The sequence below is a fragment of the Pedobacter sp. Leaf176 genome (genome assembly GCF_001424305.1).
In the GTDB taxonomy this organism is placed as follows: domain Bacteria; phylum Bacteroidota; class Bacteroidia; order Sphingobacteriales; family Sphingobacteriaceae; genus Pedobacter.
The window spans coordinates 268534-295225 of sequence record NZ_LMPD01000004.1 but is presented as its reverse complement, the minus strand read 5'-3'; the positions used below and the strand labels follow the sequence as shown (position 1 = coordinate 295225).

Here is a 26692-nt window from a genome sequence, read left to right as displayed (position 1 = left end):
AAAATTATGTTTAAAAAAATACTAATTGCCAACAGGGGTGAAATCGCTTTGCGTATTATTCGCACCTGTAAGGAAATGGGCATCAAAACGGTTGCGGTTTACTCTACTGCCGACAGAGAGAGTTTACACGTACGTTTTGCTGATGAGGCTGTTTGTATTGGCCCGCCGCCGAGTAAAGATTCTTATTTAAATATTCCTAACATTATATCAGCCGCTGAATTAACGAACGCTGACGCGATTCATCCCGGCTACGGATTTTTATCTGAAAACGCTAAATTTTCGAATATCTGCCGTGAGTATGGCATCAAATTTATCGGCGCGACACCTGAGCAGATTAATGGCATGGGCGATAAAGCTTCTGCCAAAGAAACCATGAAAATTGCAGGTGTACCAACAATTCCCGGTTCTGAAGGTTTGCTTACCAGCGTTAAAGAAGGTATTGCAATTGCAAATGAAATGGGTTATCCGGTAATACTTAAAGCGACTGCCGGTGGCGGTGGACGCGGTATGCGTGTGGTTTGGAAGGATGAAGATTTTGAAAATGCATGGGATAGTGCCCGCCAGGAGTCTGGCGCAGCTTTTGGAAATGATGGTTTATATTTAGAAAAATACATTGAAGATCCACGCCACATTGAAATTCAGATTATCGGAGATCAGTTTGGAAAAGCCTGTCATTTATCAGAGCGTGATTGCTCAATACAACGTCGCCATCAGAAATTGGTGGAAGAGTCTCCATCCCCTTTTATGACTGAAGAACTTCGGATTAGAATGGGGGAAGCGGCAATTAAAGGCGCAATGGCTGTAAATTATGAAGGTGCTGGAACCATCGAATTTTTAGTTGATAAACACCGTAATTTCTATTTTATGGAGATGAACACCCGTATCCAGGTAGAACATCCGGTTACTGAAGAGGTTATCAATTTTGATTTAATTAAAGAACAGATTAAGGTTGCCGCAGGAATTCCAATTTCAGGTAAAAATTATACCCCGGAAATGCATGCAATCGAATGCCGTATAAACGCTGAAGATCCAGCGAATAACTTCCGTCCCTCACCGGGAAGGATCACCAATTTCCACTCTCCTGGTGGACATGGTGTACGTGTTGATACACATGTTTATGCCGGATATCAAATTCCATCAAACTATGATTCAATGATCGCAAAGTTAATTTGCGTGGCCCAAACCCGCGAAGAGGCAATTTGTACGATGGAACGTGCTTTGAGTGAATTTGTAATCGAAGGCGTTAAAACAACCATTCCCTTCCATTTACAGTTAATGAAAGACCCTAATTTCAGAGCCGGTAATTTTACTACAAAATTTATGGAAACATTCGAATTTGTGGATTCATAACAATTATATCTAGTATTCTTAAACAGCCAAGTCCTCAAAAAACTTGGCTGTTTTGTTTTCTGACTAATAAAACAATTCAGAACAACTGATTCATTAGAAAATTCTAAATCTTTAAGTTAACATTGTAGCGTTTAAGGGATTACAATCGTTTTAATTTAAACATTCAATTATGAAAAATCTATTTAACGCTTTACTACTGCTCTTAATTGGTGTAGTATTTATTCAGTGCAAAAAAGATGATTATGAAGTAATCACGATTACAAAAATGATTACTGTCGATCAAATGAGAGCATTACCAGTAGGATTAACCAAAGCAATGCCAGCAAAGAAAACTGGAAAAATCTACATTTACAATGATTATCTTTTTATCAATGAGCCTGGAGAGGGGATCCATATTTATAATAATGTCAATCCCGCCGCTCCTGTAAATATTGCCTTCGTTCAGATTCCTGGCAACGTAGACCTTGCCATTCACAATAATGTTCTCTACGCAGATAGTTTTATCGATTTACTTGCTTTCGATATCTCGAACATGGGCAACATAAAACAAGTTAAAAGAGTAAACGATGTTTTTAAACAGGTTTATTCTTTAGGCATTCAAAAATATCTGTACATCACAAAAGATACCGTCGTTAAAAAGCAAACCTATAAATCAGGTGTGATGTACGATGCTGCATCTTACTCCGGCTCATTTTCACAAAGTGGATCTTCCGGACAAGGTGGTTCAATGGCCCGGTTTACCCTTATGAATGATTATCTATATACCGTTGGCATCAACGATTTGAGTTTGTTCGATGTAAAAACGGCAGCAAATCCAACATTTATAAAAGCCATAAGCTTAGGTTGGGGAGTTGAAACAATATTTCCTTACGATAACAAATTATTCATAGGAACGAATACGGGCATGCATATTTTTAGTGCTGCTGATGCTGCAAATCCTATAAAATTATCGACATATAGCCATGTATTTGCCTGCGATCCTGTTGTTATTCAAGGTAAATATGCCTTCGTTACCTTGCGCACCGGAAATATGTGCAGACAAGCAAGTAATCAGTTGGAGGTTGTCGACATCGAAGACCCTTCAAAACCTAAACAAGTTGCTGTTTTTCCAATGCAAAATCCGCATGGATTAAGCGTAACTGGCAATAATCTTTTTCTGTGTGAAGGTGCTTTTGGTATTAAAAGTTTTAATATTGATAACAAAAGTGAGATTGGGAAAAATATGTTGCAGCATTTAAGTACAATTAAAAGTTTTGATGTAGTTGCAGGTCCGAAATCATTAATCGTTACCGGGGAGGATGGCGTTTTTCAATTTGATTATCGTAATGCTGCAAATATGAGACAATTGAGCATAATCAAAGTTGTTAAATAACATCTAATTTTCAATAATTTCAGAAAACAGGTTTCTATTTTAAAGCCAATTCTCACATTAACATAAACTATTTCTATATTTAACACGTAAATACCATTCTATTCATTTAGAATGGTATTTTTGTTTTCAACATGAGCGACACTAAAAAATCACTACTTACAAAAGCTATCGGACAAAAGAGCACAACATTAGAAGCTGAAATGTCTTTTTTCGATCACCTCGATGTGCTCCGTAAACATTTAATCAGAGCCGTAATCGCCATCGCTGTTTTTACTGGCATTGCATTTTACTTCAACGAAGAAATTCTTGATAAGATAATTTTCGGACCAAAAAAACCGGATTTCTGGACTTACAGAATGATGTGTAAACTTGTAGAGCAATTCCCCTCCCTTGGAAAGGACATGTGTATCACCAAAATTAATGGGGAAATCATCAATACCGAAATGGCTGGTCAGTTTAATTTGCAGCTTAATGTTTGTGTGATGTGTGGTATTGTTTTAGGTTTCCCTTACCTATTATGGGAAATCTGGCGCTTTGTTAAGCCCGCTTTGCATGAGAAAGAACGTAAATCTGCCAGTGGTTTTGTATTCTTCGCATCTGTACTTTTCATTATCGGTATTGTATTCGGATATTTTATTATTTGCGCCTTGTCGATTAATTTTTTAACAGGCTACACTGTCAGTTCTGAAATTAAAAACACATTTACAGTCGACTCCTATGTTTCTTCTATAGCGACATTAACGCTTGGAACGGGAATTATATTCGAATTACCAATTATAATTTTTATCCTTTCGAAACTAGGATTGATGACCCCAAAACTAATGCGCTCGAGCAGAAGATACGCGGCCGTTATTATTCTAATTATTTCAGCGATTGTAACACCGACGCCCGATATTTTAACAATGCTTACAGTAGCTGCTCCATTATTTTTATTATATGAAGCCAGTATTTTTGTATCAGCTTACATTGAAAAAAAGAAGAAAAAAGCGGATGCAGCTTTCTATGCTAACTAACAAAAACATTACGAATAGATTTCATTATTCTCAATAAATTTGAAAAATGGCAACCACGAAAATTAAAATTGCAATTGGTTCAGATCATGCAGGTTTTGACTATAAAGAAATGTTAAAGGATTTTCTTGCTGAGCATGAAATTAAAGACTTCGGAACCCATTCTTTAGATTCGGTTGATTACCCGGATTTTGCACATCCAGTTGCTTCTGCTGTAGAAAGCGGAGATTTTAATTACGGTATTTTACTCTGTGGTTCGGCAAATGGCGTTGCGATAACAGCCAATAAACATCAGGGAATCAGAGCTGGATTATGCTGGGAGAACGAAGTTGCATCACTAGTTAGAAAACATAATGATGCCAACATTTTATGTATTCCTGCGAGGTTTGTATCCGAAGAACTTGCTAAAGAAATTGCAACAACTTTTTTAAACACCGGATTTGAAGGTGGACGCCACCAAAACAGGGTTGAGAAAATATCCTGCTAATATTAAGAAACTAACTTTTTACTACATAATGAATAAAAAATTTCTAACCCTTGGCTTAGCTTCAGTACTGAGTGTGGGCTGCTTTGCACAAGTAAAACCTCTCGCTCCAAATAAGGATGCAATACGGTTTAGTAAAGCTATCAACCCGGCTGACGGATTTAAACACCTTTCCGTTTTAGCTTCTGATGAATATGAAGGTCGTGAAACAGGCACGAAAGGTGCATGGATGGCCGCAGATTATATCAAAAATTACTTCAAATCAATTGGATTGAAGGGCCCTGTTAACGGCGACTATTTCCAGAAAATTGATTTGGTTAACGTTACTTTAAAACAAAGTCAGTTAACGGTTAATGGTCAGCCAAAAGAATATCAAAAGGATTATATCGTTTCTCCAACACTAATCAGCGATAAAGGATTTACTTTTTCAACCGATCAAATCGTTTTTGTTGGTTACGCGATAAACAAAGGAACTTATAATGATTTCGCCGGAACTGATATTAAAGGCAAAGTTGTGATGATGTTCAGCGCAGGAGATCCAACTGTTAAAGCAGGTACAAGAGTTGACAGACAAGCTTACCGTGCAATGCTTGAATCAAGAGCAAAATATTTTGCTGAAAATCAGGTTAAAGCTATCATTCTTATTGACCCGATGGTTGATAGAATTACTGAAAACACAAAGAAAACTCTAAACAGCGGCCGGGTGATGATTAAAACCAATGCTGCTTTGGAAGCCCAAAAACAAAATGATGTTCCACGCATTTCAATATCAACAGCTGTTGCTAACGAATTGTTAAAAGCATCGAATACCACGGTTACAGATTTACAAAAGAAAATTATTGACAGTCAGGCTCCGGCTTCGCAAGTATTGAATGTTCCATTTTCTGCAAGCGCCGCTAAAACAGAGACACCAGTTCGATGTGAAAATGTTTTAGGTTACCTGGAAGGTTCTGACCCTGTACTTAAAAAAGAAGTGCTGGTTTTAACTGGTCACTATGATCATATTGGTTTAGTTACTGACCCGAATGCAACAGACAAAGTTAACAACGGTGCTGATGATGATGGTTCCGGAACAACAGGCGTGTTGTTAATGGCAAAAGCATTTATGGATGCAAAAAAAGCAGGAAAAGGTCCAAAACGCAGCATTTTATTTATGACTGTAGTAGGCGAAGAGAAGGGGCTTTGGGGCTCAGACTGGTATTCAGAGCATCCGGTATTTCCTGTAGAAAATACAATTGCAGATTTAAATACAGATATGATCGGCCGTGTTGGAGAAGAATATTTAGGCAAACCAGATTCGGCAAACTATATTTATTCAGTTGGTTCAAGAATGTTGAGCAGCGATTTAGCGAATCTGCAGGATAGGGTTAACGCGACTTATACTAAAATGAAACTGGATTTCAAATATGATGATCCAAAAGACCCTGAGCAAATTTATTACCGGTCAGACCATTATAACTTCGCAAAATTAGGTATTCCAATTATTTTCTATTATGATGGCATGCTGCAGCAAGATTACCACCGCCCGGGCGACGAGGTAAGCAAAATTAACTTCCAATTGCTGGCCAAAAGGGCACATCTGACCTATTATATCGCATGGGAATTGGCGAATCAAGCTAAACGTCCGGTGGTTGATATGGATGGCAAAGGCAACCCAAAGAAATAATAAAGTAAAAATTTTCAGCCCCGATAGTACAATCGGGGCTTTTTTATGCATATTACTTTTGGCGGCAATAGAAATTCCTATCTTTGAAATATGATGAAGACTGCAGAGGAATTTTTAGAGAAATCTGATGAGAAAGCGTTTGATTTACCGCATCGTAAAACCATTAATTATAATATTGGCAAATACAATACGGCGGTAGAACGCGGTTTATCGAAATTTGAAAACCTGGAGTCTTCGAAAAAGAAAGCGCACGTGATTAAATGGCGCGTAATGGAAAATCTCGATAAGTTTTTGCCTGAATTTGAATCTAATTTTCAGCGCAGAGGTGGAAAGGTTATCTGGGCAAATGATGCCGAAGAAGCACAGCAGGAAATTCTTAAAATCATTAAAAGAAATAACGGTAAGACGGTCATCAAATCAAAATCGATGACTACTGAAGAAATTCACTTAAATGACTTTCTCGAAAGTAATCAGATTGAATCTTTGGAAAGTGATTTAGGCGAATATATTGTTCAATTACTCGGGCAGGCTCCATACCACATTGTTACACCGGCAATGCACCTGAGTGCTGCAGAGATAGCACAGTTATTTCACGATAAATTCGGGACACCAATTGATGCAACGCCGCCACAGTTGGTTCAAAAAGCAAGAGAATTACTAAGGGATAAATACCTGAATGCGGATATTGGTATCAGTGGAGGAAATTTTCTGATCGCGGATACAGGAAGTATTGCCATTACCGAAAATGAAGGAAATGCCCGTTTAAGTACAACTTTCCCAAAAGTCCATATTGCCGTTGTTGGCATCGAAAAAATTATTCCTTCGATGTCCGATTTGGATTTGTTCTGGCCTTTACTGGCTTCACATGGAACCGGACAAAATCTAACGGTTTACAATACCATTTTAAGCGGTCCACGCCAACCAAACGAAACTGATGGACCCGAAGAAATGTATGTTATCCTTTTGGATAATGGCCGTACAAATTTACTTGCTCAAAAAGACCAGCGACAAGGTTTATATTGCATCCGTTGTGGAGCCTGCTTAAATGCTTGTCCTGTTTATAAAAATATTGGTGGCCATACCTACAACACCACGTACAGTGGTCCAATCGGCTCGGTAATTACGCCGCATTTAAAAGGCATGGAAGAATTTAAACACTTAAGTTATGCTTCTAGTCTTTGCGGAAAATGTTCTGAAGTTTGTCCTGTAAAAATCGATATCCACAAAATGTTGTTGCTGAATCGTAGAGATGCGGCGGCGACACATGAGAACGGAAAAGTAGAAGAAATAGGCTGGGGCATATTTAACCGAATGATGCAAAAACGCAAGTGGATGGATTTCTTTGGTGGAAAATTCAAGAACTTTATGCTAAAAACTTTCTTTAAAAAGGGTTGGGGTAAATACCGGGAAATGCCAAAAGTTGCCGATAAATCTTTCGCCAAGCAATGGGAAGAATTGAAAAAAAATAAGGAAGATTAATTCACCTATCTATCTTGAGAAAACTGAGAAACTACAATGATCTTCAACCGCCGCGATAAAGACGACAAATTCTTACTGAATTTATACAACAGGCTGCTTTATCCCCGAATGGTTGAGGAGAAGATGCTAAAGCTTTTGCGTCAAGGTAGAATTGGTAAGTGGTTCTCAGGTATTGGGCAGGAAGCTATCGCTGTAGGCTCTACTTTAGCCATGAAAAGCGACGAATACATTTTGCCAATGCACCGTAATCTTGGTGTGTTTACTTCGCGGGATATTCCCTTAAAAAAATTAATGGCGCAATGGCAAGGCAAGCTTTCAGGTTTTACAAAAGGCCGCGACCGTTCTTTTCATTTCGGTACACAAGATTATAAAATCATTGGGATGATTTCTCATCTCGGTCCGCAAATGGCCCTGGCAGATGGAATTGCGTTAGCTGATATCCTATCCGGAAAACAAAAAGTAACCTTGGTTTACACGGGAGAAGGTGCAACAAGTGAAGGTGATTTCCATGAAGCAGTTAATGTCGCCGCAGTTTGGAACTTACCCGTTATTTTTATTATTGAAAATAATGGCTACGGCTTGTCTACACCAAAATCCGAGCAATTTAGATGTAAAAACCTGGTCGATAAAGCAATAGGTTATGGTATTGAAGGAATTCAAATTGATGGAAATAATATTCTTGAAGTTTATGATACCATCAATCAACTGGCAGGAGAAATTAGAAAAGACCCTCGACCAGTTCTAATAGAATGTTTAACATTCAGAATGCGCGGGCATGAAGAAGCATCTGGCACAAAATACGTCCCGCAGGAATTGTTCGATGAGTGGGAAAAGAAAGACCCATTAAGTAATTATGAATCGTATTTGATAGCACAAGGTGTTTTAACCCCGGAAGTGATTATCGACATCAAAATCCAAATCAAAAAAGACATCGAAATTGAAGTAGAAGAAGCTTTTGATGAGCCAGAACCCAAGGCAGACTCAATTCAGGAAGAGGCGGATATGTATTTTCCTTACCAGCAAAATATTATTGAGCCGAGCCAATCCTCCACAGAAAGAAGGTATTTAGATGCCATAACAGACGGGTTGGATTTAGCAATGCAAAAATACCCGAACCTGGTTTTAATGGGGCAGGACATTGCTGATTATGGCGGTGCTTTTAAAATAACCGATGGCTTTACAGCAAAATATGGCAAAGGACGGGTTCGAAATACGCCTATTTGTGAATCGGCCATTGTAGGGGCAGGTTTAGGCCTATCCATCAATGGCTATAAGGCTGTTGTAGAAATGCAGTTTGCCGATTTCGTGACGGTTGGTTTTAATCAAATCATAAATAATCTGGCTAAGACCCACTATCGCTGGGGTGAAAAGGCCGATGTTGTGGTACGCATGCCCACAGGTGCCGGAACAGGCGCAGGCCCGTTCCATTCGCAAAGTAATGAAGCCTGGTTTACCAAGACACCCGGATTGAAAATCGTTTATCCCGCTTTTCCGGAAGATGCAAAAGGTTTGCTACTGGCAGCTATCGAAGACCCAAATCCAGTGCTTTACTTTGAGCACAAATACCTCTATAGAAGCTTAAGCGCGCCGGTTCCTGATGGTTATTACACAACTGAAATTGGTAAAGCAATTACAATGGCTACGGGGGATAAATTCGCCATCATCACTTATGGTTTAGGTGTTCATTGGGCTTTAGAATATATCAACAATAATCCGGAATGCGGAGCAACGCTGATCGATTTAAGAACATTGCAGCCTTGGGATAAAGAGACAGTTGCAGCAGCTGTAGAATCGACAGGAAGAGTTTTAATTTTACATGAAGATACGCTAACCAATGGTTTTGGCGCGGAAATATCGGCCTGGATTGGTGAACATTGTTTTCACTGTTTAGATGCCCCAATTTTGCGATGTGCAAGTCTGGACACAGCAATTCCAATGAGTAAAGTATTAGAGGAAGACTTTTTAGCGAAAGCAAGGTTGGCTAACACGATAGATAAGCTATTGAAATATTAAAAAATGGTTATTGTTGGAATTGTATGAATCGGTTAATTGTTTAGCAAGATTGTGCAATCAACCAGTTCACCAATTTAAACAGTTAAACAAATACCATGAGCAATTTTAAAGTCAAGGGAAACATAGTTGATATCACCAAGCGAAATATTTTCTTTGGTGAAATAGAAGTTGCCAATGGAAAAATTAAATCAATCTCTAAAATTTCTGAACAGAAAGAAGGTGCTTATTTTATCTCACCAGGCTTTATCGATAGCCATGTGCATATAGAAAGCAGTATGTTAATTCCGAGTGAATTTGCGCGATTGGCGGTTGTTCATGGAACGGTATCGACCATTAGCGATCCGCACGAAATTGCCAATGTTTGCGGAATAGAAGGGGTAGAATTTATGATTGAAAATAGCAATACCGTGCCGTTTAAATTTAATTTTGGTGCTCCGAGTTGTGTTCCTGCAACGATTTTTGAAACTGCAGGGGCTGAATTAGATCACGATGACGTTAAGTTGCTGTTAGAACGGCCGGAAATAAAATACCTGAGTGAAATGATGAACTTCCCCGGCGTCCTTCACAAGGATGAGGAAGTTTTTAAAAAGATTGCTGCTGCACAAGAGTTGGGGAAACCAGTTGATGGACATGCACCTGGCTTACGTGGCGATGCTGTTCAACAATATATCGATGCAGGAATTTCGACCGATCATGAATGTTTTACCGCCGAAGAAGCATTAGATAAATTGCAGCGCGGTATGAAAATCCTTATCCGAGAGGGAAGCGCTGCCAAGAATTTCGAAGCGCTGATCGATTTGTTGAATGATTGGCCGGAAATGATCATGTTCTGCAGCGATGATAAACATCCGGACAGTTTAGTTGAAAATCATATTAATCAGCTCTGTGCAAGGGCAGTAGAAAAACGAATCGATATCTTCAATATACTAAGAGCAGCCTGTATTAACCCCATATTTCACTATAAACTAGATGTTGGCTCACTTCAGATCAATGATGATGCAGATTTTATCGTGCTTGAAGATTTAAAAACCTTCAGAGTTAAACAAACCTATATCGATGGGATGCTGCTCGCTGAAGACGGCAAAATGGTTGGCGATTGGGTCAAACATTCAAAAGAAAAAGAATCTATCAATCATTTCAATTGCAGTTTAAAAAAAGAAGCTGACTTTTCTTGTGCTTTTAAGGGACAGGGAGAAATACCTGTAATAGGAGCTTTGGACGGTCAGTTGATTACAAACAGACTAGCCATAAAGCCCAAAGTATCAAACGGAAATATCGTCAGCGATTTAGATAACGATGTATTGAAAATGGTTGTGGTCAACCGTTATCAAGATGCACCTATTGCTGTTTCATTTGTAAAAAACTTTGGTTTAAAACAGGGTGCCATTGCCTCAAGCGTTGCCCATGATAGCCATAACATTATTGCGGTCGGTGTAGATGACAAAAGCATCTGCGATGCAGTTAATCTGATTATTAAAGAAACTGGTGGCGTGGTTGCTTTAGGCAATGGAAAGGCAGAAGTTCTGGCTTTACCTGTAGCTGGCTTAATGAGCAATGAAAATGGTTATAAAGTTGCCGAAAGCTATACTTCGATTGACAAATTTGCGAAAGAACTGGGCGCTACTTTAGTCGCTCCCTTCATGACGCTCTCTTTTATGGCACTCCTGGTTATTCCACATTTAAAATTAAGCGATAAAGGTTTATTTGACGGCGATAAGTTTAAGTTTGTGTAATCAAATCGTCGAGTGTCTTTCAGCTACTCCACCACAAGAACCTCTGCCAAAGGATTAAAAAGATAAATCCTTTTATCATCTAAACAGACACAACGGTAACGTTTCCTAATCCTTTCGCCTTTCGTAAACCGACGGCCATCTTTTATTTTGAAAACGGTATTAATTGGAAGCTGCTCTAAATGTAAAGTCTCGGTGTTATTGCTATCGTATTTTTTTAAGGCGCGTGATAAATGCAGATCAGAACAGCTTGATGCCGCCGGGTTCGACATATAATTGTCAATTGCTTTATGGATATCGGCAGGAAAAATATTCATTTCAAAAAATGGAACCATCATCCTTTGGAAGTTTTTTTTCCACTCTGAGCCATGCGGTTTTACTTTATTTTTGAAATCGTTCCAGGTAAGCAAATGGGCAAACTCATGAACAGTTGTAACCAGAAATGCGTAATTATTCAAATTGAAATTCACTGAAATCCGATGGCCTTTATCGCGGTAGGGGTGACGGTAATCGCCCAGTTTTGTAGAACGGGTTTTAGCGATTTTAAATTCGCACTGAAAATAATCTATCCACTTTGCAATTAGCGGTGCAGCCTCGGCAGGCATGTACTGCGCTAAAAGATTTACTTTCTCCATTAACCGCAAAGTTCGCAAAGTTTTTCGCAAAGAAACAAAGAAAAGTTAAATGCAGATTGATTTAAGCAAAGTTTAAAATTTCACAGCAAAGTTCGCAAAGTTTTTTTTTGCAAAGAAACAAAGAAATTTACAAGCCATTAGCAATACGTTTTAACCCATCTTTCAAAAGGGTTACATTGAAACTCATCAATAGGCCTAATTTGTAATTTCCTAATTTCATATAAGTCAATGTTTGAGCCAGGTGAACATCATTCAATGCTTCAACACTTTTCAATTCAAGGACTAATTTATTTTCAACTAAAATATCAATTCTGTAACCACATTCCAACTTTACCCCTTCAAATATTAAGGGCATTATCTTTTCCTTTTCAACAAATAGACCAGCTTTAGCAATTTTATAAAATAAGCATTCTTTGTAAGCACTTTCTAACAAACCTGGCCCTAATGCATTATGTACGTCAATCGCCAGACCAATTACAACTCTTGATAAATCATTCTCATCCATAATTCTGAATCTAGCCTTGTGTTCTCTGCGTCTCTTTTCTTTGTGTTCTTTGCGGTTAAACTAAACTAAGCTTACTCCTCCGATGGAAATAGCGAAGCCAAAACCAACTTAATCTCCCCAAAAGAATAATCCTTACCTAAAAACTCGCGAATCGTAGCCATCGACTTGGTCTTCTGGCTTTCAACAGCATCGCTGATGTTTTTAATTTTATTGGGTCTAACCAATTTCGAAACATCTATTTGTTGAGCAGATACATAGTATGCCAAATGCCCCTCTATCGTACCTATTGAAAAACCACGTTCCTTTGCAATTTCTTCAATCGTCTTGCCTTGTTCATAAAGTTCAAAACTCACCAGTTTTGTATCAATTTTTGGTTCTTTCTTTTTCTTTTCAACAGGCGATTTAACCTTCAAAACCTGGCCCTTCAGCTGAATTGCCTTTTGTAGTTGTTCGTTTCGTTCAGAAACATTTAAGAGGGCGTCAGTATCTGCTTTGCTGAATTCCTTCCCATCAATAATGGCAAGTAATAAAGCTTTACTTTTATGCATTTTTTTCAATTGTTCATAAACCAAAATCTCCAATTCGAGTAATTCGGTTAAATACGTTTTAATTCCTTTTTCCTCTTTAATAGCTTCAATTTGAGTCAAAAATTTAGCGGATATTTCTTTCACTAAAGGATTGAAATATTTCAACGCAGCATCTACCCTTTTCGAAACATTAAACAAAGTATGCTCGGTTTGTTGTGAGAATAATCCTTTTAACTGGTTAATAAATGTATCTGCTGTTGAGGTAATTTTTTGGAAATCAGCATACAGCTCCATCGTCCAGTTATCGTAGTGTTGCTTCGTTGACTTCTCACTTTTGTCAAAAGTTTGCAGATGCTCTTTAATGTAATACCTGATTAAATTCAAATCAAATGCGGCCAATAAATAAGTTCTCACGAAATCGTAACTCTCCAGGCTGATTTGTTGCGTTAAAACCTCTTCGGGTTGCTTTGTACTCGAGAAATAATGAATGTTCTGGTCTTGCTGCAAGCCACTTTCGCGCAGGTGTGAGGTTAAAACAAGGCCTTTCAATGAGCGCAAGCGTGAAAGCGCAACATAAGCCTGGCCAGGTGCAAAAGCGTCACCGATATCAATTATCGCCTTATCAAAGGTTAATCCCTGGCTTTTGTGGACGGTGATCGCCCACGCAAGCTTCAACGGATATTGAATAAAAGAACCCGCAACGTTTTCTGTAATTTCATTGGTGGCCTCGTTCAATTTATACTTTACGTTTTCCCATGTGTATGGAGAAACTGCAATTATGCTTTGCTCCTCAGGCAATTCAATTTCGACAACATCTTTTTCGATATGGTGCACAACGCCGATTTTGCCGTTGTAATAGCGTTTCTCGGCAGTTATGTCATTTTTTATAAACATCACCTGTGCACCAACCTTAAGTTCTAAACTCTTTTCATTCGGATACGCGTACTCGCTAAACTCGCCAGTAACTTTTGCCTCAAAAAAATAAGATTTTGATTTCAGCTGCGTTAACCTTTCCCTATTAATCGCATCAGCTTTATTATTGTGCGTAGTTAAAGTGATGTAATTTTCATTAGCCGCAGGTTTAAAATCCTGTTTAAAATGCTGGCGAAGCAACGCAGTATCTTCGGCTGTAATTTTATTATTTCGAAGGTTATTCAGCAAATCAATAAACACCGCATCATCCTGACGATAAATTTTATCCAATTCAATATATACCGGTGGATTATTTTGTAAAGCCAGAGCATCGAAGAAATAGATACTTTTGTAAAACCCAGCCATTACACGCCATTCGTCATTTTTCACTACTGGCGGCAATTGATGTAAATCGCCGATGAATAGCAACTGAACACCTCCAAAAGGTACATTTCTATTCCTGCGGATGTATCGTAAAGAAAAATCAATTGCATCGAGCATATCTGCACGGAGCATACTTACCTCATCAATTACGAGCAATTCAAGTTCCTGAATCATGCGTTTTTTGTTACCCTGCATATTTAAATGCTTAACAATCGTTCGCGGCGTATTGAAGTTAAAATTAATGTTTTGATTGATTAAATTACCCGCAGCATCCGGAAAAAAAGCCCCGAAAGGAAGTTGAAAAAGCGAATGAATCGTAACCCCGGAAGCGTTGATTGCGGCGATCCCTGTAGGCGCACAAATCATCGCTTTCTTATGTGTTAATTGAATCAATTTACGCAGGAAAGTGGTCTTACCCGTTCCCGCTTTTCCGGTTAGGAAAACGTGTTTTGAAGTGTAATTAACAAACTTTGCCGCAATTTCTGCAGGCATAGAAGTTTCTTCTGGTTGTGGCATTGGCAATAAGATTTCGGTTTACTTTATTCTGAAGGGATAGTTAAAGCTAGCAATTTTAGAGCAAAAATAGTCATGATTTCGAAGATAATTGAGTTATAAGTAAAGATTGAATTTTTCTTTTTTGAAAATGAATGTTCAGTTTTTCATCGGGATTGGCAGTCCGGCTGTTCGCTTTACTTCGTTACACTCCATGTTCGCTGTCATCAGGTTTATGTACGAAGTTTCGCTTTTGGCGAAATAAATGTATAAAGTTTTTGAACCAGGCAGTAATGGAAATACTTTCTATTAATGTGAAAGATGCTAAGTCATTTCCTCCCTGGTATGACAAAAATTTGAAAGAGACGGAAATTGATAGCGGGACTGCTTTCGAAGGATTACTACTATGAGTATCTTTAGAATTAACGATGTAAAGTTGCTAAAGATTAACGGTTAACCTATTCGAACAGTTAAGCAATTTTCTTTATCTTTGCAGCCTGATGAAACAAAATTATTCTAACCTTATCGCTGTTAAATTCCTTTAACCAGGTTTCATCACCTTTACACCCAAAATTTTATTATGCTTAACCCTGAAATAGAAAAACGTAAAACCTTTGCCATTATTAGTCACCCCGATGCGGGCAAAACCACTTTAACGGAGAAATTCCTGCTTTTTGGTGGTGCCATCAACACGGCTGGTGCGGTAAAACGTAACAAAGCGAACCAAAGCAATACGTCAGATTTTATGGAAATTGAGAAACAACGTGGTATCTCGGTTGCAACTTCAGTAATGGGTTTTGAGTACAGTGGCAAACGCATTAACATCCTGGATACGCCTGGTCACAAAGATTTCGCGGAAGATACTTACCGTACTTTATCGGCAGTGGATAGCGTTATTCTGGTAGTCGACTGTGTTAAAGGTGTGGAGGAACAAACGGAAAAACTAATGTCGGTTTGCCGCATGCGTAACACCCCGGTGATTATCTTCATCAACAAAATGGACCGTGAAGGTAAAGAGGCTTACGATCTATTGGATGAAATTGAAGAAAAACTGAACATCAGTTTATGCCCGCTTTCATGGCCTATTGGCCAGGGGCATACTTTTAAAGGTGTTTACAGCATTTATAACAAACATTTGAATTTATTTAATTCGGATAAAACCAAAGTAACCGATTCGGTTGTCGCGGCAAGCGATTTAAATGACCCTTCTTTATTAAATTACCTGAAAGAAAACGAAATCAATACCTTGAAAGATGATGTTGAATTGGTTGATGGCATCTACGGTAAGATAGATAAGGATTTATATACCGACGGATTGGTTGCACCAGTGTTTTTTGGCAGTGCGATTAACAACTTCGGGATAAAAGAACTTTTAGACACCTTTATTGATATTGCCCCGAGCCCTCGACATAGAGAAGCGGAAGAGCGTGATGTACTGGTTGAAGAGAAAAATTTCAGCGGATTTGTGTTTAAAATCCACGCCAATTTAGACCCGAAACACCGCGACAGGATTGCCTTTTTAAGGATCTGTTCTGGCAAGTTTGAACGCAATAAATTCTATTACCACACCCGTCAGGATAAAAAGCTAAAGTTCTCTAATCCAATGGATTTTATGGCGAACGAAAAAAGCATTGTAGAAGAAGCCTGGCCTGGCGATGTAGTTGGTTTATACGATAGCGGTAACTTTAAAATTGGCGATACCCTAACAGAGGGCGAAAAATTGCAATTTAAAGGCATCCCAAGTTTCTCGCCTTCTATTTTTAAGGAAGTAGAAAACATGGATCCGATGCGTACTAAACAGTTGGAAAAAGGCATTGAACAATTAACTGATGAAGGTGTGGCACAATTATTTGTGATGCAACCCGGAAATAGAAAAGTAATTGGTGCAGTAGGTGAACTTCAGTTTGAGGTAATCAATTTTAGGTTAGAGCATGAATATGGAGCGAAATGTCGTTTCCGTACCTTGAGTTATACGCGTTCGAGCTGGGTAACTTCTACCGACAGAAAGAAATTAGATGAATTTGTAAAACGTAAACAACAGCACATCGGTTTCGATAAGGAAGCCAATCCTGTTTATCTGGCCGATAGTGAGTATATGATTAATTTAACAAAACAGGATTACCCTGATATTGAATTCCATAAAACAAGCGAGTTTAAAAGCTAGAATTGAATGAGAGAAATTAGAGAATGATTGAATGAGGAAAAGTTGGATGAGAGAATTTATTAACAGAGTTACCATACGCTCTCATTCAATAATTCAAGATTCAATTACTTAATATCTCTCACATCCTCTGTAATTTCGTATTGACTAAAATTTTGTTCCAAACGCCTTTTAATTTTTGAAATCAACAATCGGGGTGAAAGCACTTTAACACATTCTCCAAAGCCTAAAATTTCGCGTTCCAGTTCATAATTCAATACTACATCGATTCGAAAAGTTGTCGTTTTTTCATTCTTACTTAATACCACCTGCGATTGATGCATTGGTTTCGTTACGACGTAAGGCGCATGATCATTTGTAAATTCGAGGATTACTTTTTGTGCACGGTCACGCTCATTTTTCGTTACACCAATTAGATCCTCATAATATCGATCGAAATCTACGCCATGATAACTTACAAATTCTTCGTTAGGCAATTCCTGAAATTCTACTATCCTATCTAATGCCAAATTTAAGATCCCTGGCCGTTTTTTCGCTTTACAGATCAAAAACCACCTGTTGCGGTATTCTTTTAACAGATACGGATAGTAAATTCCCTGTTGAGATTGTTGCGCCTTGAACGATTTATACTCAATCAACAGCGATCGTTTATTTAAAACTGCCTGGTATAACGGCGGAATGCATTCCAAACCCTTAACCAGTTTATTACTTTCCAACTGAATATTATTACCGCTCTGTTTGGTCGATTTGTAGAGGTTGTTTTCTAAACGGGCAATCATATCGCTCATTTCATCGAAATAATTAAAGGCATTAAACTGCTTAAGCACACCCACAATTTCTTTCATTTTATCTACATCAGCGTTATTGATCGGCGCTTTTGTAATACTGAAACCAGCATCTTCGTAGGCATAAAAGCGTTTATCCTTCACCACAATCGGTGCATTATAGCCCAACTTATCGCTCCGCATAAGCTGGATATCTGCCTGAATGGTTCTTTTGCTTACACCTGAAGTTATTCCCTCTAATTCATAAAGTGTTGCTGAAACCTTTTCGATAATATCTTCTAGGGTCCATTTACGGAAACGGTTTTTCAGACAATCGTCGATGGTTTTGTATCGGATAAGCGCTAATTTATTTACAGCCATTTTGAATTAATTTTGTTTTTAGCTAAAAATCCGATGTTTTAGCTTATCTAAATATAGAAAAGACTTCAATAACTACGCAATACAATTGCGCAATTGAAACCAAAAAAGATAAATACCAGGATTTTATCAAATTTATTATACTGATAATAAGCACTTTAATTACTATTTCACGATATTATTTTTTACTGCGCAAATCTGTCGCGTAGTAGTAGTGGCATCTTTGTAATGTCGCCAGTCGATAATGTTCTTTGAGAAATTAATCATAATATATTATAAGAAATCCCGAAAGGGATGGCAGTACTAAATAATAACTATCCAAAGTTGTGGGTTTCGGAATGCCCCAAAGTATTCACGCTTTTGCGTAGCATATTCTGATAGAAATTATGATAGAGTGTCTAAAACACGTTGTGTGTCGTGGGTTCGAATCCCACTTCCGGGCAATCGGAATAATTCAGTGGTAGAATAACAACACCAAAATGCAGGTTCGAATCCTGCTTCCAACGGTCACTTGGAATAGCAAAATGGTAATGCAATGGATTAAGGTTCCATCTAAAAAGAAGGGCAACTTTTCAAACCGCCCACCAGAATAAGCGTTGTGCAACCGCATTTGGCTTTAGGATTTTTCGAAATCCAAAAAGCAAATCTGCATTTGCTCAGTGAGAATCAGTGCAACAAGAAGAGATTTAAAAATCAAACGGGTTAAATCGAGAAGGAAAAATGCTCCAAGTGAGTATAAAACCGATAAGACAAGCCTCATTTCATTTTTGAACAAAGCTTGATAAACTTTTACTTCCGCAAAAAACAGGTAAATGTTCTTGTGCAACGCTTTTAAAAGAATAAATAATTAACTATACTCATTTAAGCCCTCACTTTTAGAAAAGGACTTAGGTGGGGCTAACATCAAAAAAACATGAAAAGAGTAACCATTAACACCAATTATGTTGGACTGGTGTTTAAAAAAGGAGAATTAAAAAGAGTATTAACAGCAGGTAGTTACTGGTTGGGCTTTGGCGAAACCTTCACTATGTACGACATGAGCAAAGATTATGATTTCTCTGTTTCAGAATTAGATATGTATTTATTAAATACAGACTTTGCTAAATTAATTTATTTGGTAAGCGTAGCTGATAATGAGTTGGCCTTGGTATATCAAAACAGAAATTTTAAAACCGTTTTAAGGGCAGGTAGATATGCGATTTGGAAAGGTTTGTCGGAATACAGTTTCGTTAAAGTGAATATCAGCAAAACTGAAATTGAAGAAAACATCGATAGAAATTTGTTTGAGAAAGCCGCCTTGGTAAACTATATCAGGGCCTATAAAATCGAAGCTTACGAAACAGGTTTGTTATTTATTGATGGCAAATTTGATAAAGTGTTATTGGCGGGAAACTATGTCTACTGGAAAAATAACATCACTATCCAAGTTTTGAAAACCGATATGAGGCAATTGAATATGGAGATTATCGGACAGGAGATTTTAACAAAAGACAAAGCGCAATTGAGGATGAACTTTACGGTTCAATATAAAGTGGAGGATGTGGTTAAAGCATTGTTGGCGAATAAAGATTTCGAAAAACAATTATACATTACGATGCAATTGGCTTTGAGAGAAGCTGTAGGCTTATTAACTTTTGATGAATTGATGGAAAGCAAAGAAAAAATCGGAACATCGGTTTTGGGAAGTACCATTAATAAAGCAGAAGAGTTGGGCGTAAAATTGGCCAATGGTGGTGTGAAAGACATCATTTTATCTGGAGAGATTAAAGATATCATGAACCAGGTTTTAATTGCAGAGAAAAAAGCACAAGCCAACATGATTACTAGAAGAGAAGAAACTGCATCGACCAGAAGTTTGCTGAATACGGCAAAATTGATGGAGGACAATTCCATGTTGTATAAGTTGAAAGAGATGGAGTATGTGGAGAAAATCGCAGAAAAAATCAACAATATCAGCTTATCGGGCAGTGGGCAAATTGTTGACCAATTGAAACAAATCTTTGTGAAGTAACATTTATTAAACGCTCATAAAGTCGTCTTTTCGACTGGAGCGCAGCAAAACGGAGAAATCTTTCAAGTCGATAAAAACCAGAATTAAAAGATTTCTCCACTACGGTCGAAAAGACGAAAAGGAGAAAAAATAAATCAATTTTAGAAACCCTCGGCTAGGTGACCGATGCCTGCCGAGGTTTAGTTAGGAATAAAAATGAAAACAGAAATAACAGGTAAAACCCTAAAAGCTTTAGGTTATACCGAAGGAAAAATAGTAGGCCTGGCTTTAGCTATCGTGAAAGAAAATTTCACAGATATCGAAGAAAAAGAATTACTGGCCTTATTTAAAAAAGTAAAAGATTATCCGGAAAGTTTTTTGGATGATGAGGTATTAAGCACATTGGCAACTGCTATAATTGAGGAAGCCAATCCGAAATCAGATGGAACGATTGAACTGATTAAAAACGCAAAGGATTATTCAATTTTTGGTGCCAATTATATAGAAGAAGGCGCAAGAAACCAAATGGATATTGCCATGAAATTACCGGTTTCGGTAGCAGGTGCATTAATGCCTGATGCCCACCAAGGTTATGGTTTGCCCATCGGCGGCGTATTGGCTACCAGAAATGCGATTATTCCATACGGTGTTGGAGTAGATATCGGTTGCCGTATGGCTTTAAGTATTTTCGATATCCCCGAAAAACATTATTTCGGGAAAGACGCGATGTACAAACGTGAATTAATTGCCTTTACCAAATTTGGTGCGGGTCAAAATTTTAAAGGTAATGAAAGAGCTGAACATGATGTCTTGGAAAACGAGGCTTTCAACGCTACGCCTTTTCTTAAAAATTTACACGGAAAGGCTTGGGCACAACTGGGTACTTCGGGTGGTGGAAATCACTTTGTAGAATGGGGGATTATTGATTTTGCAGAACGCGATGAAATTTTGAATATCGATAAAGGCCGTTATGTAGCATTATTGACCCACTCGGGATCACGTGGTTTTGGCGCTACCATTGCAGGTCATTACACCAAACTGGCCAAAGACATCTGTAAACTTCCTAAAGAGGCTGCAAACCTCGCTTATCTGGATCTAAATTCTGCCGAAGGACAAGAATATTGGATTGCCATGAATTTAGCTGGTGATTATGCTTCAGCATGTCATGAGGTAATCCACAAAAGATTAACAAAAGCTATTGGCGCTAAAGTTTTGGCCAAGGTAGAAAACCATCATAATTTTGCCTGGAAAGAAGTGCTTGACGGCGAAGAAGTAATTGTTCACCGCAAAGGCGCAACACCGGCTGGAAAAGGTGTAATGGGGATTATCCCGGGAAGCATGACTGCTCCAGGATTCCTTGTGAGGGGAAAAGGTGAATTGAACGCGATCAATTCAGCATCTCACGGTGCGGGGCGTCAAATGAGCCGAACCAAAGCGATTCAATCGATTACTAAATCCGATATGAAAGCGATTTTGAAAGATCACAATGTTACTTTAATTGGTGCAGGTTTAGATGAAGCTCCAATGGCTTATAAGGATATTAACAAGGTAATGGCTGCACAAACTGAACTGGTTGATGTTGTAGCCAGGTTTGAGCCCAAAATGGTGAGAATGGCTGATGACGGAAGCCGGGAGGATTAAACCCCAAACTCATGAAGGGGCTTTTAATAACCAATCGAACGTCTTATTCCAAAATAAATTTGAAGTAGGATGTTTTTTCACTACAACCAGTATTTAATTCTTATGATTATTAAACTTGACTAAAAAAATACTTAGTCAAGTTTAATAAACAAAACTTGACTAAAATAGGATTTTTTATTATTTTTGATAATGAACTTCTCCAACTTTAAATCCGGCTTCTGGCAAAAGCAATATAATTACAAGAGCTTTCAGCCAACAAAAATTAACAACACCTGGATATGGGATGATCCCAAGATTAATACGTTGCTTGAGGAGGCCACTCGTCAACTTGGAGAATTAAATGCTTTTAGCTATATACTTCCTGATGTTGATTTATTCATTCGTATGCACGTTGTTAAAGAAGCAAATACGTCTAGCCGGATCGAGGGAACACAAACAAACATGGATGAAGCATTAATGAAAAAGGAAGATATAACCCCTAGCAAAAGAGATGATTGGCAAGAAGTTAGGAATTATATCGACGCCTTAAACTATAGTATTGAGGAACTATCTACTTTTCCATTATCTAATCGCTTAATTAGAAAAACTCATCAAATACTTTTATCAGATGTGAGAGGTAACCATAAAATGCCTGGAGAATTCAGAACAAGTCAAAATTGGATTGGCGGTTCCAGTATTGCAGATGCTATATTCGTCCCTCCTCATCCAAGTGAGGTTTCAGATTTAATGGGAAATCTAGAACAATTTTTACATAATGAAGAGATTAATGTCCCTCACTTAATAAAAATCGCATTAGCTCATTATCAATTTGAAACAATACATCCATTTTTAGATGGGAATGGAAGAATAGGCCGACTTCTTATTACATTATACTTAGTTTCAGCAGGACTGTTAAAAAAACCATCTTTATATCTATCAGATTTTTTTGAGAAGCATAAATCATCATATTATGACGCTTTAACTCACGTAAGAAATACAAGCGACATAATACACTGGATAAAATTTTTCTTAAGTGCAGTGGTTGAAACGGCAAAGAAGGGAAAGGATACATTCTCAAAAATACTGGAGCTAAAAGATGAGATACATAAACTAATTATAACTTTTGGTAAGAAAGCTGAAAGTGCGCAAAAGTTAATTAACCACTTATATTCAAATCCATTTGTTAATCTATCTGATGTTATGGGTGCTGTAAATTTATCAAAGCAATCTGCTAATCAATTAATAAAGGACTTTTTAGATAAAGAAATTTTAGTTGAAGTTACCGGGAATCAAAGGAACAGAATATTTTACTTCAAGCGATATTACATTCTATTCATAGTTTAAGTTGACTAATCAATTTCTTAGTCAACTTAAACTAATTAAACTTGACTATAAAATTCCATAGTCAAGTTTATAAAGTTATTTCAACTTACTCAAAGCAGTTTTTATTCTCGGTAACATATCTTTAATATCCTGCAAAGTACAAGCGCCTACTGATGCCCTGAACCAAGGCATGCTATGTTCGTTGCCAAAGGCCGAAAAAGGTACTAATGCAGCCCCGGCTTCTTTAATCAGGTAAAAATTCACATCTGCACTGTCTTTTAAAAGCTGACCATCTTCAGTTGTTTTTCCGATGTAATCGATTTTAATTGTTAAATAAATAGCGCCCATTGGCTCCACAGCATCAACGTTAAAACCTTCACTTTTCAATTCGTTAAAGCCATTGTAAAGCGCATTTAAGCTATCTTGAATCTGGCCTTTAAAACTGGTTAAGAACGTATCAACCTGTGCTTTATCGTTAAAATAATTAGACATGGCCACTTGCTCGGCTTTTGGCGCCCAGGCACCCATATGACCAACCAAAGCTTTCATTCTATTGATAATATCCTCTGGACCAAAACCCCATCCAACACGTACACCAGTTGCAGCCAAACATTTCGAACTACCATCAACAAAAACCGTAAACGGACGCATTGCAGGTCGCAAAGAAACTGGGTTTACATGCTCTTTTCCGAAGGTTAAAAGCGAATAAATCTGATCGTACATCATGTACAACGGTTTTTCGTCGGCACCACGTGATGCATTTTCTTCTAAAACAGCATCACAGATTTCAGCTAAAGAATCCGCATCAAACATGGTTCCTGTTGGGTTTAATGGCGAACATAAAGCCAATAAAGTAGCGCCTTTCAAATGAGGTTTCAGTTGCGCTGCAGTTGGCATGAAGTTGTGCGCTGCATCGGTTTCTACCGCAATAGCTTTTGCGGAAGTCAAATGGCAATAATGATTGTTATTCCAGGATGGGGCAGGGAAAACAACCGTATCTTCCGGGTCGATTAGGGCTAAATAAGTAGCGTAAATTAAAGGACGGGATCCACCTGAAACCAGAATACTATTGGTGTTGTATTCCAATCCGAATCTATCTTTCAATAATTCAGAAACCGTTTCTCTTAAAGGCAAAACACCATCAGCAGGAGGATAATTGGTTTGATTTGCATTGTAGGCATCTACAATTCCTGATTTCAATTCTGTAGGAATCGGATAGATATTCGAATCGAAATCGCCAATGGTTAAGTTAGCGATGGAAGCGCCTTTGCGTTTCATTTCGTTAACCTCGTTACCAATTTTTATAATTTCTGAACCAATTAAGGCACTGGCTAATACTGAAACTTTCATATTATGCTATTAAATCTTCTATTGCTTTATTCACTTTACTAAAACCAAATTGAGACAAAACAGCTTGCATTCCTGCAGCGATCTGTTCGTTACAAAGGTTACCAATGCTCCCTTCGTGTGTATGATGTATTTGGCCAGAAGGTGCAAAAGTACCATTTTCTATCTGTTCGCCAACAATTTTATAAGCCTCTCTAAATGGAACACCTTGTAAAGCCAGATCATTCACCACTTCAACGCTAAACAGGTAGTCATATTTTTTATCTCTCAGAATATCATCTTTTATCGTGATGTTCTGGAACATAAACGTAGCAATCTCCAAACATTCATTTAAAGAAGTTATGGCTGGGAAAAGGTTTTCTTTGAGCAGTTGTAAATCGCGGTGATATCCTGATGGTAAATTTGTAATCATCATGGCAATTTCGTTCGGTAAAGCCTGAATTTTATTGCATCGCGAACGGATCAACTCAAAAACATCAGGATTTTTCTTGTGTGGCATAATACTCGAACCTGTGGTAAGCTCTGCCGGGAAACTGATAAATCCAAAATTCTGGTTGATAAACAGACAAACATCCATCGCCATTTTAGCCAAAGTTGCCGCAACAGCACTCATGGCCTGCGCTAAAATCCTTTCCGTTTTTCCACGGCCCATCTGTGCATAAACCACATTGTAGTTTAAACTTTCAAAGCCTAATAATTCAGTTGTTAAAGTTCTGTTCAAAGGAAATGATGATCCATAACCTGCTGCAGAACCTAAAGGATTCTTATTGGTAATTTTCCATGCGGCAAGCATTAATTCCATATCATCTGCAAGGCTCTCCGCATAAGCACCAAACCATAAACCGAAAGATGATGGCATCGCAATTTGCAAATGCGTGTAACCTGGCATCAATTTATCCCTGTGTGTATTGCTTAATTCGATGAGCAGATTAAACAAGGTTGAGGTTTGGTTAACCATATCCTCAATGCAGGCACGAAAGAACAACTTCAAATCTACCAAAACCTGATCGTTACGCGAACGGCCACTATGGATTTTCTTTCCTGCTTCACCAATACGTTGCGTTAATAACCATTCTACCTGCGAATGCACATCCTCAACAGTATCTTCAATGGTGAAATTTCCAGCTTCAATTTCTGAGTAAATACTTTTAAGTTCTTGCTGAACCGCTTTCAATTCATCAGCAGTAAGCAGGTTAATAGTCTCCAACATTTGTGTATGAGCCAGCGAACCCAACACGTCAAATTTTGCCATTTGCAGATCCAGTTCCCGATCTTTACCAACCGTAAAACTTTCCACAAACTGATTTACATCTATATTTTTTTGCCAAATCTTCATTTTAATCTACGATTTTAAAATTTACGATTTACGATTTTTGAACTACGAAATCGTAATTCGTCAATCTAAAATCTAAATTTGTATCACTGGTTTCAACATATTCACATAGCCATCAATACCTTCAGCTACTTCTCTAACATATAAAAACTCATCGGCCATGTGTGATCGGCCAGAAAATCCCGGGCCACATTTTACCGACGGGATATCTAACAATGCCTGATCTGATGTAGTTGGCGAGCCATAAGTTGTTTTACCTAATGCCACACCTGCCTGAACAACCGGATGATTTTTATCAATTGATGATGGTTTCAAACGAATCGAACGAGGCGTTACATCGCAATCTACATTTGCACGGATGATTTCCAGAACTTCTTCGTTAGTGTAAGCATCTGTAACGCGGACATCAACTGTAAAAGTGCAGTTTGCCGGCACCACGTTATGCTGAGAACCTGCATTGATAATGGTAACCGTCATTTTCAGCGGACCAAAAACTTCTGAAACTTTCGGGAAATGGTAATTCCTAAACCACTCAATGTCCTTTAATGCTTTATAAATAGCGTTCTCGCCCTCTTCGCGAGCTGCATGACCAGCTTTACCATGAGCGACGCAATCTATTACCAGCAAGCCGCGTTCTGCAATGGCTAAATTCATTTCTGTTGGCTCTCCAACAATTCCGAATTCCAGTTCGCCTAAATCAGGTAAAACCAGTTCTAAACCATTGTTTCCAGAAATTTCTTCTTCCGCCGTTGCGGCTAAACAGATGTTATATTTTAAATTTTCTTGTTCATAATAATAAAGAAACGTACCGATTAACGACACCAGGCAACCGCCGGCATCGTTGCTGCCCAAACCAAACAATTTATCACCTTCAATTGCTGCATCATACGGGTCGCGGGTATAGCCTGAATTCGGCTTAACGGTGTCATGATGCGAATTCAATAAAACGGTAGGTTTACTTGCATCAAAATACATATTGTAAGCCCAAACATTGTTCATTTTACGCTGCGTCTTAACCCCTCTCTCCTCCAAAAACTGCGCAATTAAATTCGCGGTACGGTCTTCTTCTTTACTAAAAGACTGGATGCGAATTAAAGCTCGCAATAAATCCAGACATTCTTTTTTTATATTTTCTAATAACATAGTATTGAGTAGTTAGTATCAAGTATCGAGACAAATTGTGCAGTAAACTTGCTACTTCTTTTTCGCTTTAAGCT

The 26692-nt window shown here is 38.1% G+C and carries 19 protein-coding genes; 12 read left to right on the top strand and 7 right to left on the bottom strand.

Annotated elements, in window-relative coordinates; all coding sequences use genetic code 11:
- The first annotated feature begins 6 nt into the window (after window positions 1-6).
- From accC to ade, 8 genes are all read left to right on the top strand, one after another.
- Complete coding sequence (gene accC, locus ASF92_RS13765) at window positions 7-1350, top strand: acetyl-CoA carboxylase biotin carboxylase subunit (RefSeq protein WP_056094055.1); 1344 nt, start codon at window positions 7-9, stop codon at window positions 1348-1350.
- A 169-nt stretch (window positions 1351-1519) separates the two neighbouring features.
- Window positions 1520-2722, top strand: a complete 1203-nt coding sequence (locus ASF92_RS13760; protein WP_231729817.1) for an LVIVD repeat-containing protein — start codon at window positions 1520-1522, stop codon at window positions 2720-2722.
- A 131-nt stretch (window positions 2723-2853) separates the two neighbouring features.
- Window positions 2854-3735: a twin-arginine translocase subunit TatC gene (gene tatC, locus ASF92_RS13755; protein WP_056094050.1), complete on the top strand. Its 882-nt coding sequence runs from the start codon at window positions 2854-2856 to the stop codon at window positions 3733-3735.
- Between the two features lie 46 nt (window positions 3736-3781).
- The gene (gene rpiB, locus ASF92_RS13750) at window positions 3782-4219 is read left to right on the top strand and encodes a ribose 5-phosphate isomerase B (protein WP_056094047.1); all 438 of its coding nucleotides are present in this window, start codon (window positions 3782-3784) and stop codon (window positions 4217-4219) included.
- Window positions 4220-4247: 28 nt separating this feature from the next.
- Complete coding sequence (locus tag ASF92_RS13745; RefSeq protein WP_056094044.1) at window positions 4248-5882, top strand: M28 family peptidase; 1635 nt, start codon at window positions 4248-4250, stop codon at window positions 5880-5882.
- Between the two features lie 90 nt (window positions 5883-5972).
- The gene (locus tag ASF92_RS13740; RefSeq protein ID WP_056094040.1) at window positions 5973-7361 is read left to right on the top strand and encodes a LutB/LldF family L-lactate oxidation iron-sulfur protein; all 1389 of its coding nucleotides are present in this window, start codon (window positions 5973-5975) and stop codon (window positions 7359-7361) included.
- A 36-nt stretch (window positions 7362-7397) separates the two neighbouring features.
- Entirely contained in the window at window positions 7398-9374 is a 1977-nt protein-coding gene (locus ASF92_RS13735) for a thiamine pyrophosphate-dependent enzyme (protein ID WP_056094037.1), read from the top strand.
- 95 nt (window positions 9375-9469) lie between these two features.
- Complete coding sequence (ade, locus tag ASF92_RS13730; protein WP_056094033.1) at window positions 9470-11107, top strand: adenine deaminase; 1638 nt, start codon at window positions 9470-9472, stop codon at window positions 11105-11107.
- Window positions 11108-11130: 23 nt separating this feature from the next.
- Here ade and ASF92_RS13725 read toward each other — a convergent pair whose 3' ends face one another.
- From ASF92_RS13725 to ASF92_RS21540, 3 genes are all read right to left on the bottom strand, one after another.
- A complete protein-coding gene (locus tag ASF92_RS13725) occupies window positions 11131-11739 on the bottom strand; it encodes a SprT-like domain-containing protein (protein ID WP_056094029.1) in 609 nt (202 codons plus the stop codon).
- A gap of 127 nt (window positions 11740-11866) precedes the next feature.
- Window positions 11867-12244 (bottom strand): GxxExxY protein, encoded by a 378-nt coding sequence (locus ASF92_RS13720; protein ID WP_056094026.1) that lies wholly within the window; start codon window positions 12242-12244, stop codon window positions 11867-11869.
- A gap of 71 nt (window positions 12245-12315) precedes the next feature.
- Complete coding sequence (locus ASF92_RS21540; protein ID WP_056094023.1) at window positions 12316-14583, bottom strand: helix-turn-helix domain-containing protein; 2268 nt, start codon at window positions 14581-14583, stop codon at window positions 12316-12318.
- Window positions 14584-15139: 556 nt separating this feature from the next.
- Between ASF92_RS21540 and ASF92_RS13710 the strand changes: the two genes are divergently transcribed.
- On the top strand, window positions 15140-16723 hold the full coding sequence (locus ASF92_RS13710; protein WP_056094020.1) for a peptide chain release factor 3: 1584 nt from the start codon (window positions 15140-15142) through the stop codon (window positions 16721-16723).
- 104 nt (window positions 16724-16827) lie between these two features.
- On the opposite strand, the gene ASF92_RS13705 is transcribed toward ASF92_RS13710, so the two are convergent.
- Window positions 16828-17865: a YafY family protein gene (locus tag ASF92_RS13705; protein WP_056094017.1), complete on the bottom strand. Its 1038-nt coding sequence runs from the start codon at window positions 17863-17865 to the stop codon at window positions 16828-16830.
- Window positions 17866-18775: 910 nt separating this feature from the next.
- Between ASF92_RS13705 and ASF92_RS13695 the strand changes: the two genes are divergently transcribed.
- The 3 genes from ASF92_RS13695 (at window position 18776) to ASF92_RS13685 (ending at window position 22816) form a co-directional block, all read left to right on the top strand.
- Complete coding sequence (locus ASF92_RS13695) at window positions 18776-19873, top strand: slipin family protein (protein ID WP_056094010.1); 1098 nt, start codon at window positions 18776-18778, stop codon at window positions 19871-19873.
- A 195-nt stretch (window positions 19874-20068) separates the two neighbouring features.
- On the top strand, window positions 20069-21493 hold the full coding sequence (locus tag ASF92_RS13690) for an RtcB family protein (RefSeq protein ID WP_056094007.1): 1425 nt from the start codon (window positions 20069-20071) through the stop codon (window positions 21491-21493).
- Window positions 21494-21682: 189 nt separating this feature from the next.
- Window positions 21683-22816: a Fic family protein gene (locus tag ASF92_RS13685; RefSeq protein WP_056094004.1), complete on the top strand. Its 1134-nt coding sequence runs from the start codon at window positions 21683-21685 to the stop codon at window positions 22814-22816.
- 75 nt (window positions 22817-22891) lie between these two features.
- On the opposite strand, the gene ASF92_RS13680 is transcribed toward ASF92_RS13685, so the two are convergent.
- The 3 genes from ASF92_RS13680 to ASF92_RS13670 form a co-directional block, all read right to left on the bottom strand.
- Entirely contained in the window at window positions 22892-24145 is a 1254-nt protein-coding gene (locus tag ASF92_RS13680; protein WP_056094001.1) for a pyridoxal phosphate-dependent aminotransferase, read from the bottom strand.
- A gap of 1 nt (window position 24146) precedes the next feature.
- Complete coding sequence (gene argH / locus ASF92_RS13675; protein WP_056093999.1) at window positions 24147-25478, bottom strand: argininosuccinate lyase; 1332 nt, start codon at window positions 25476-25478, stop codon at window positions 24147-24149.
- Window positions 25479-25550: 72 nt separating this feature from the next.
- Window positions 25551-26618, bottom strand: a complete 1068-nt coding sequence (locus ASF92_RS13670) for a M20 family metallo-hydrolase (RefSeq protein WP_056093995.1) — start codon at window positions 26616-26618, stop codon at window positions 25551-25553.
- Window positions 26619-26692 lie beyond the last annotated feature (74 nt).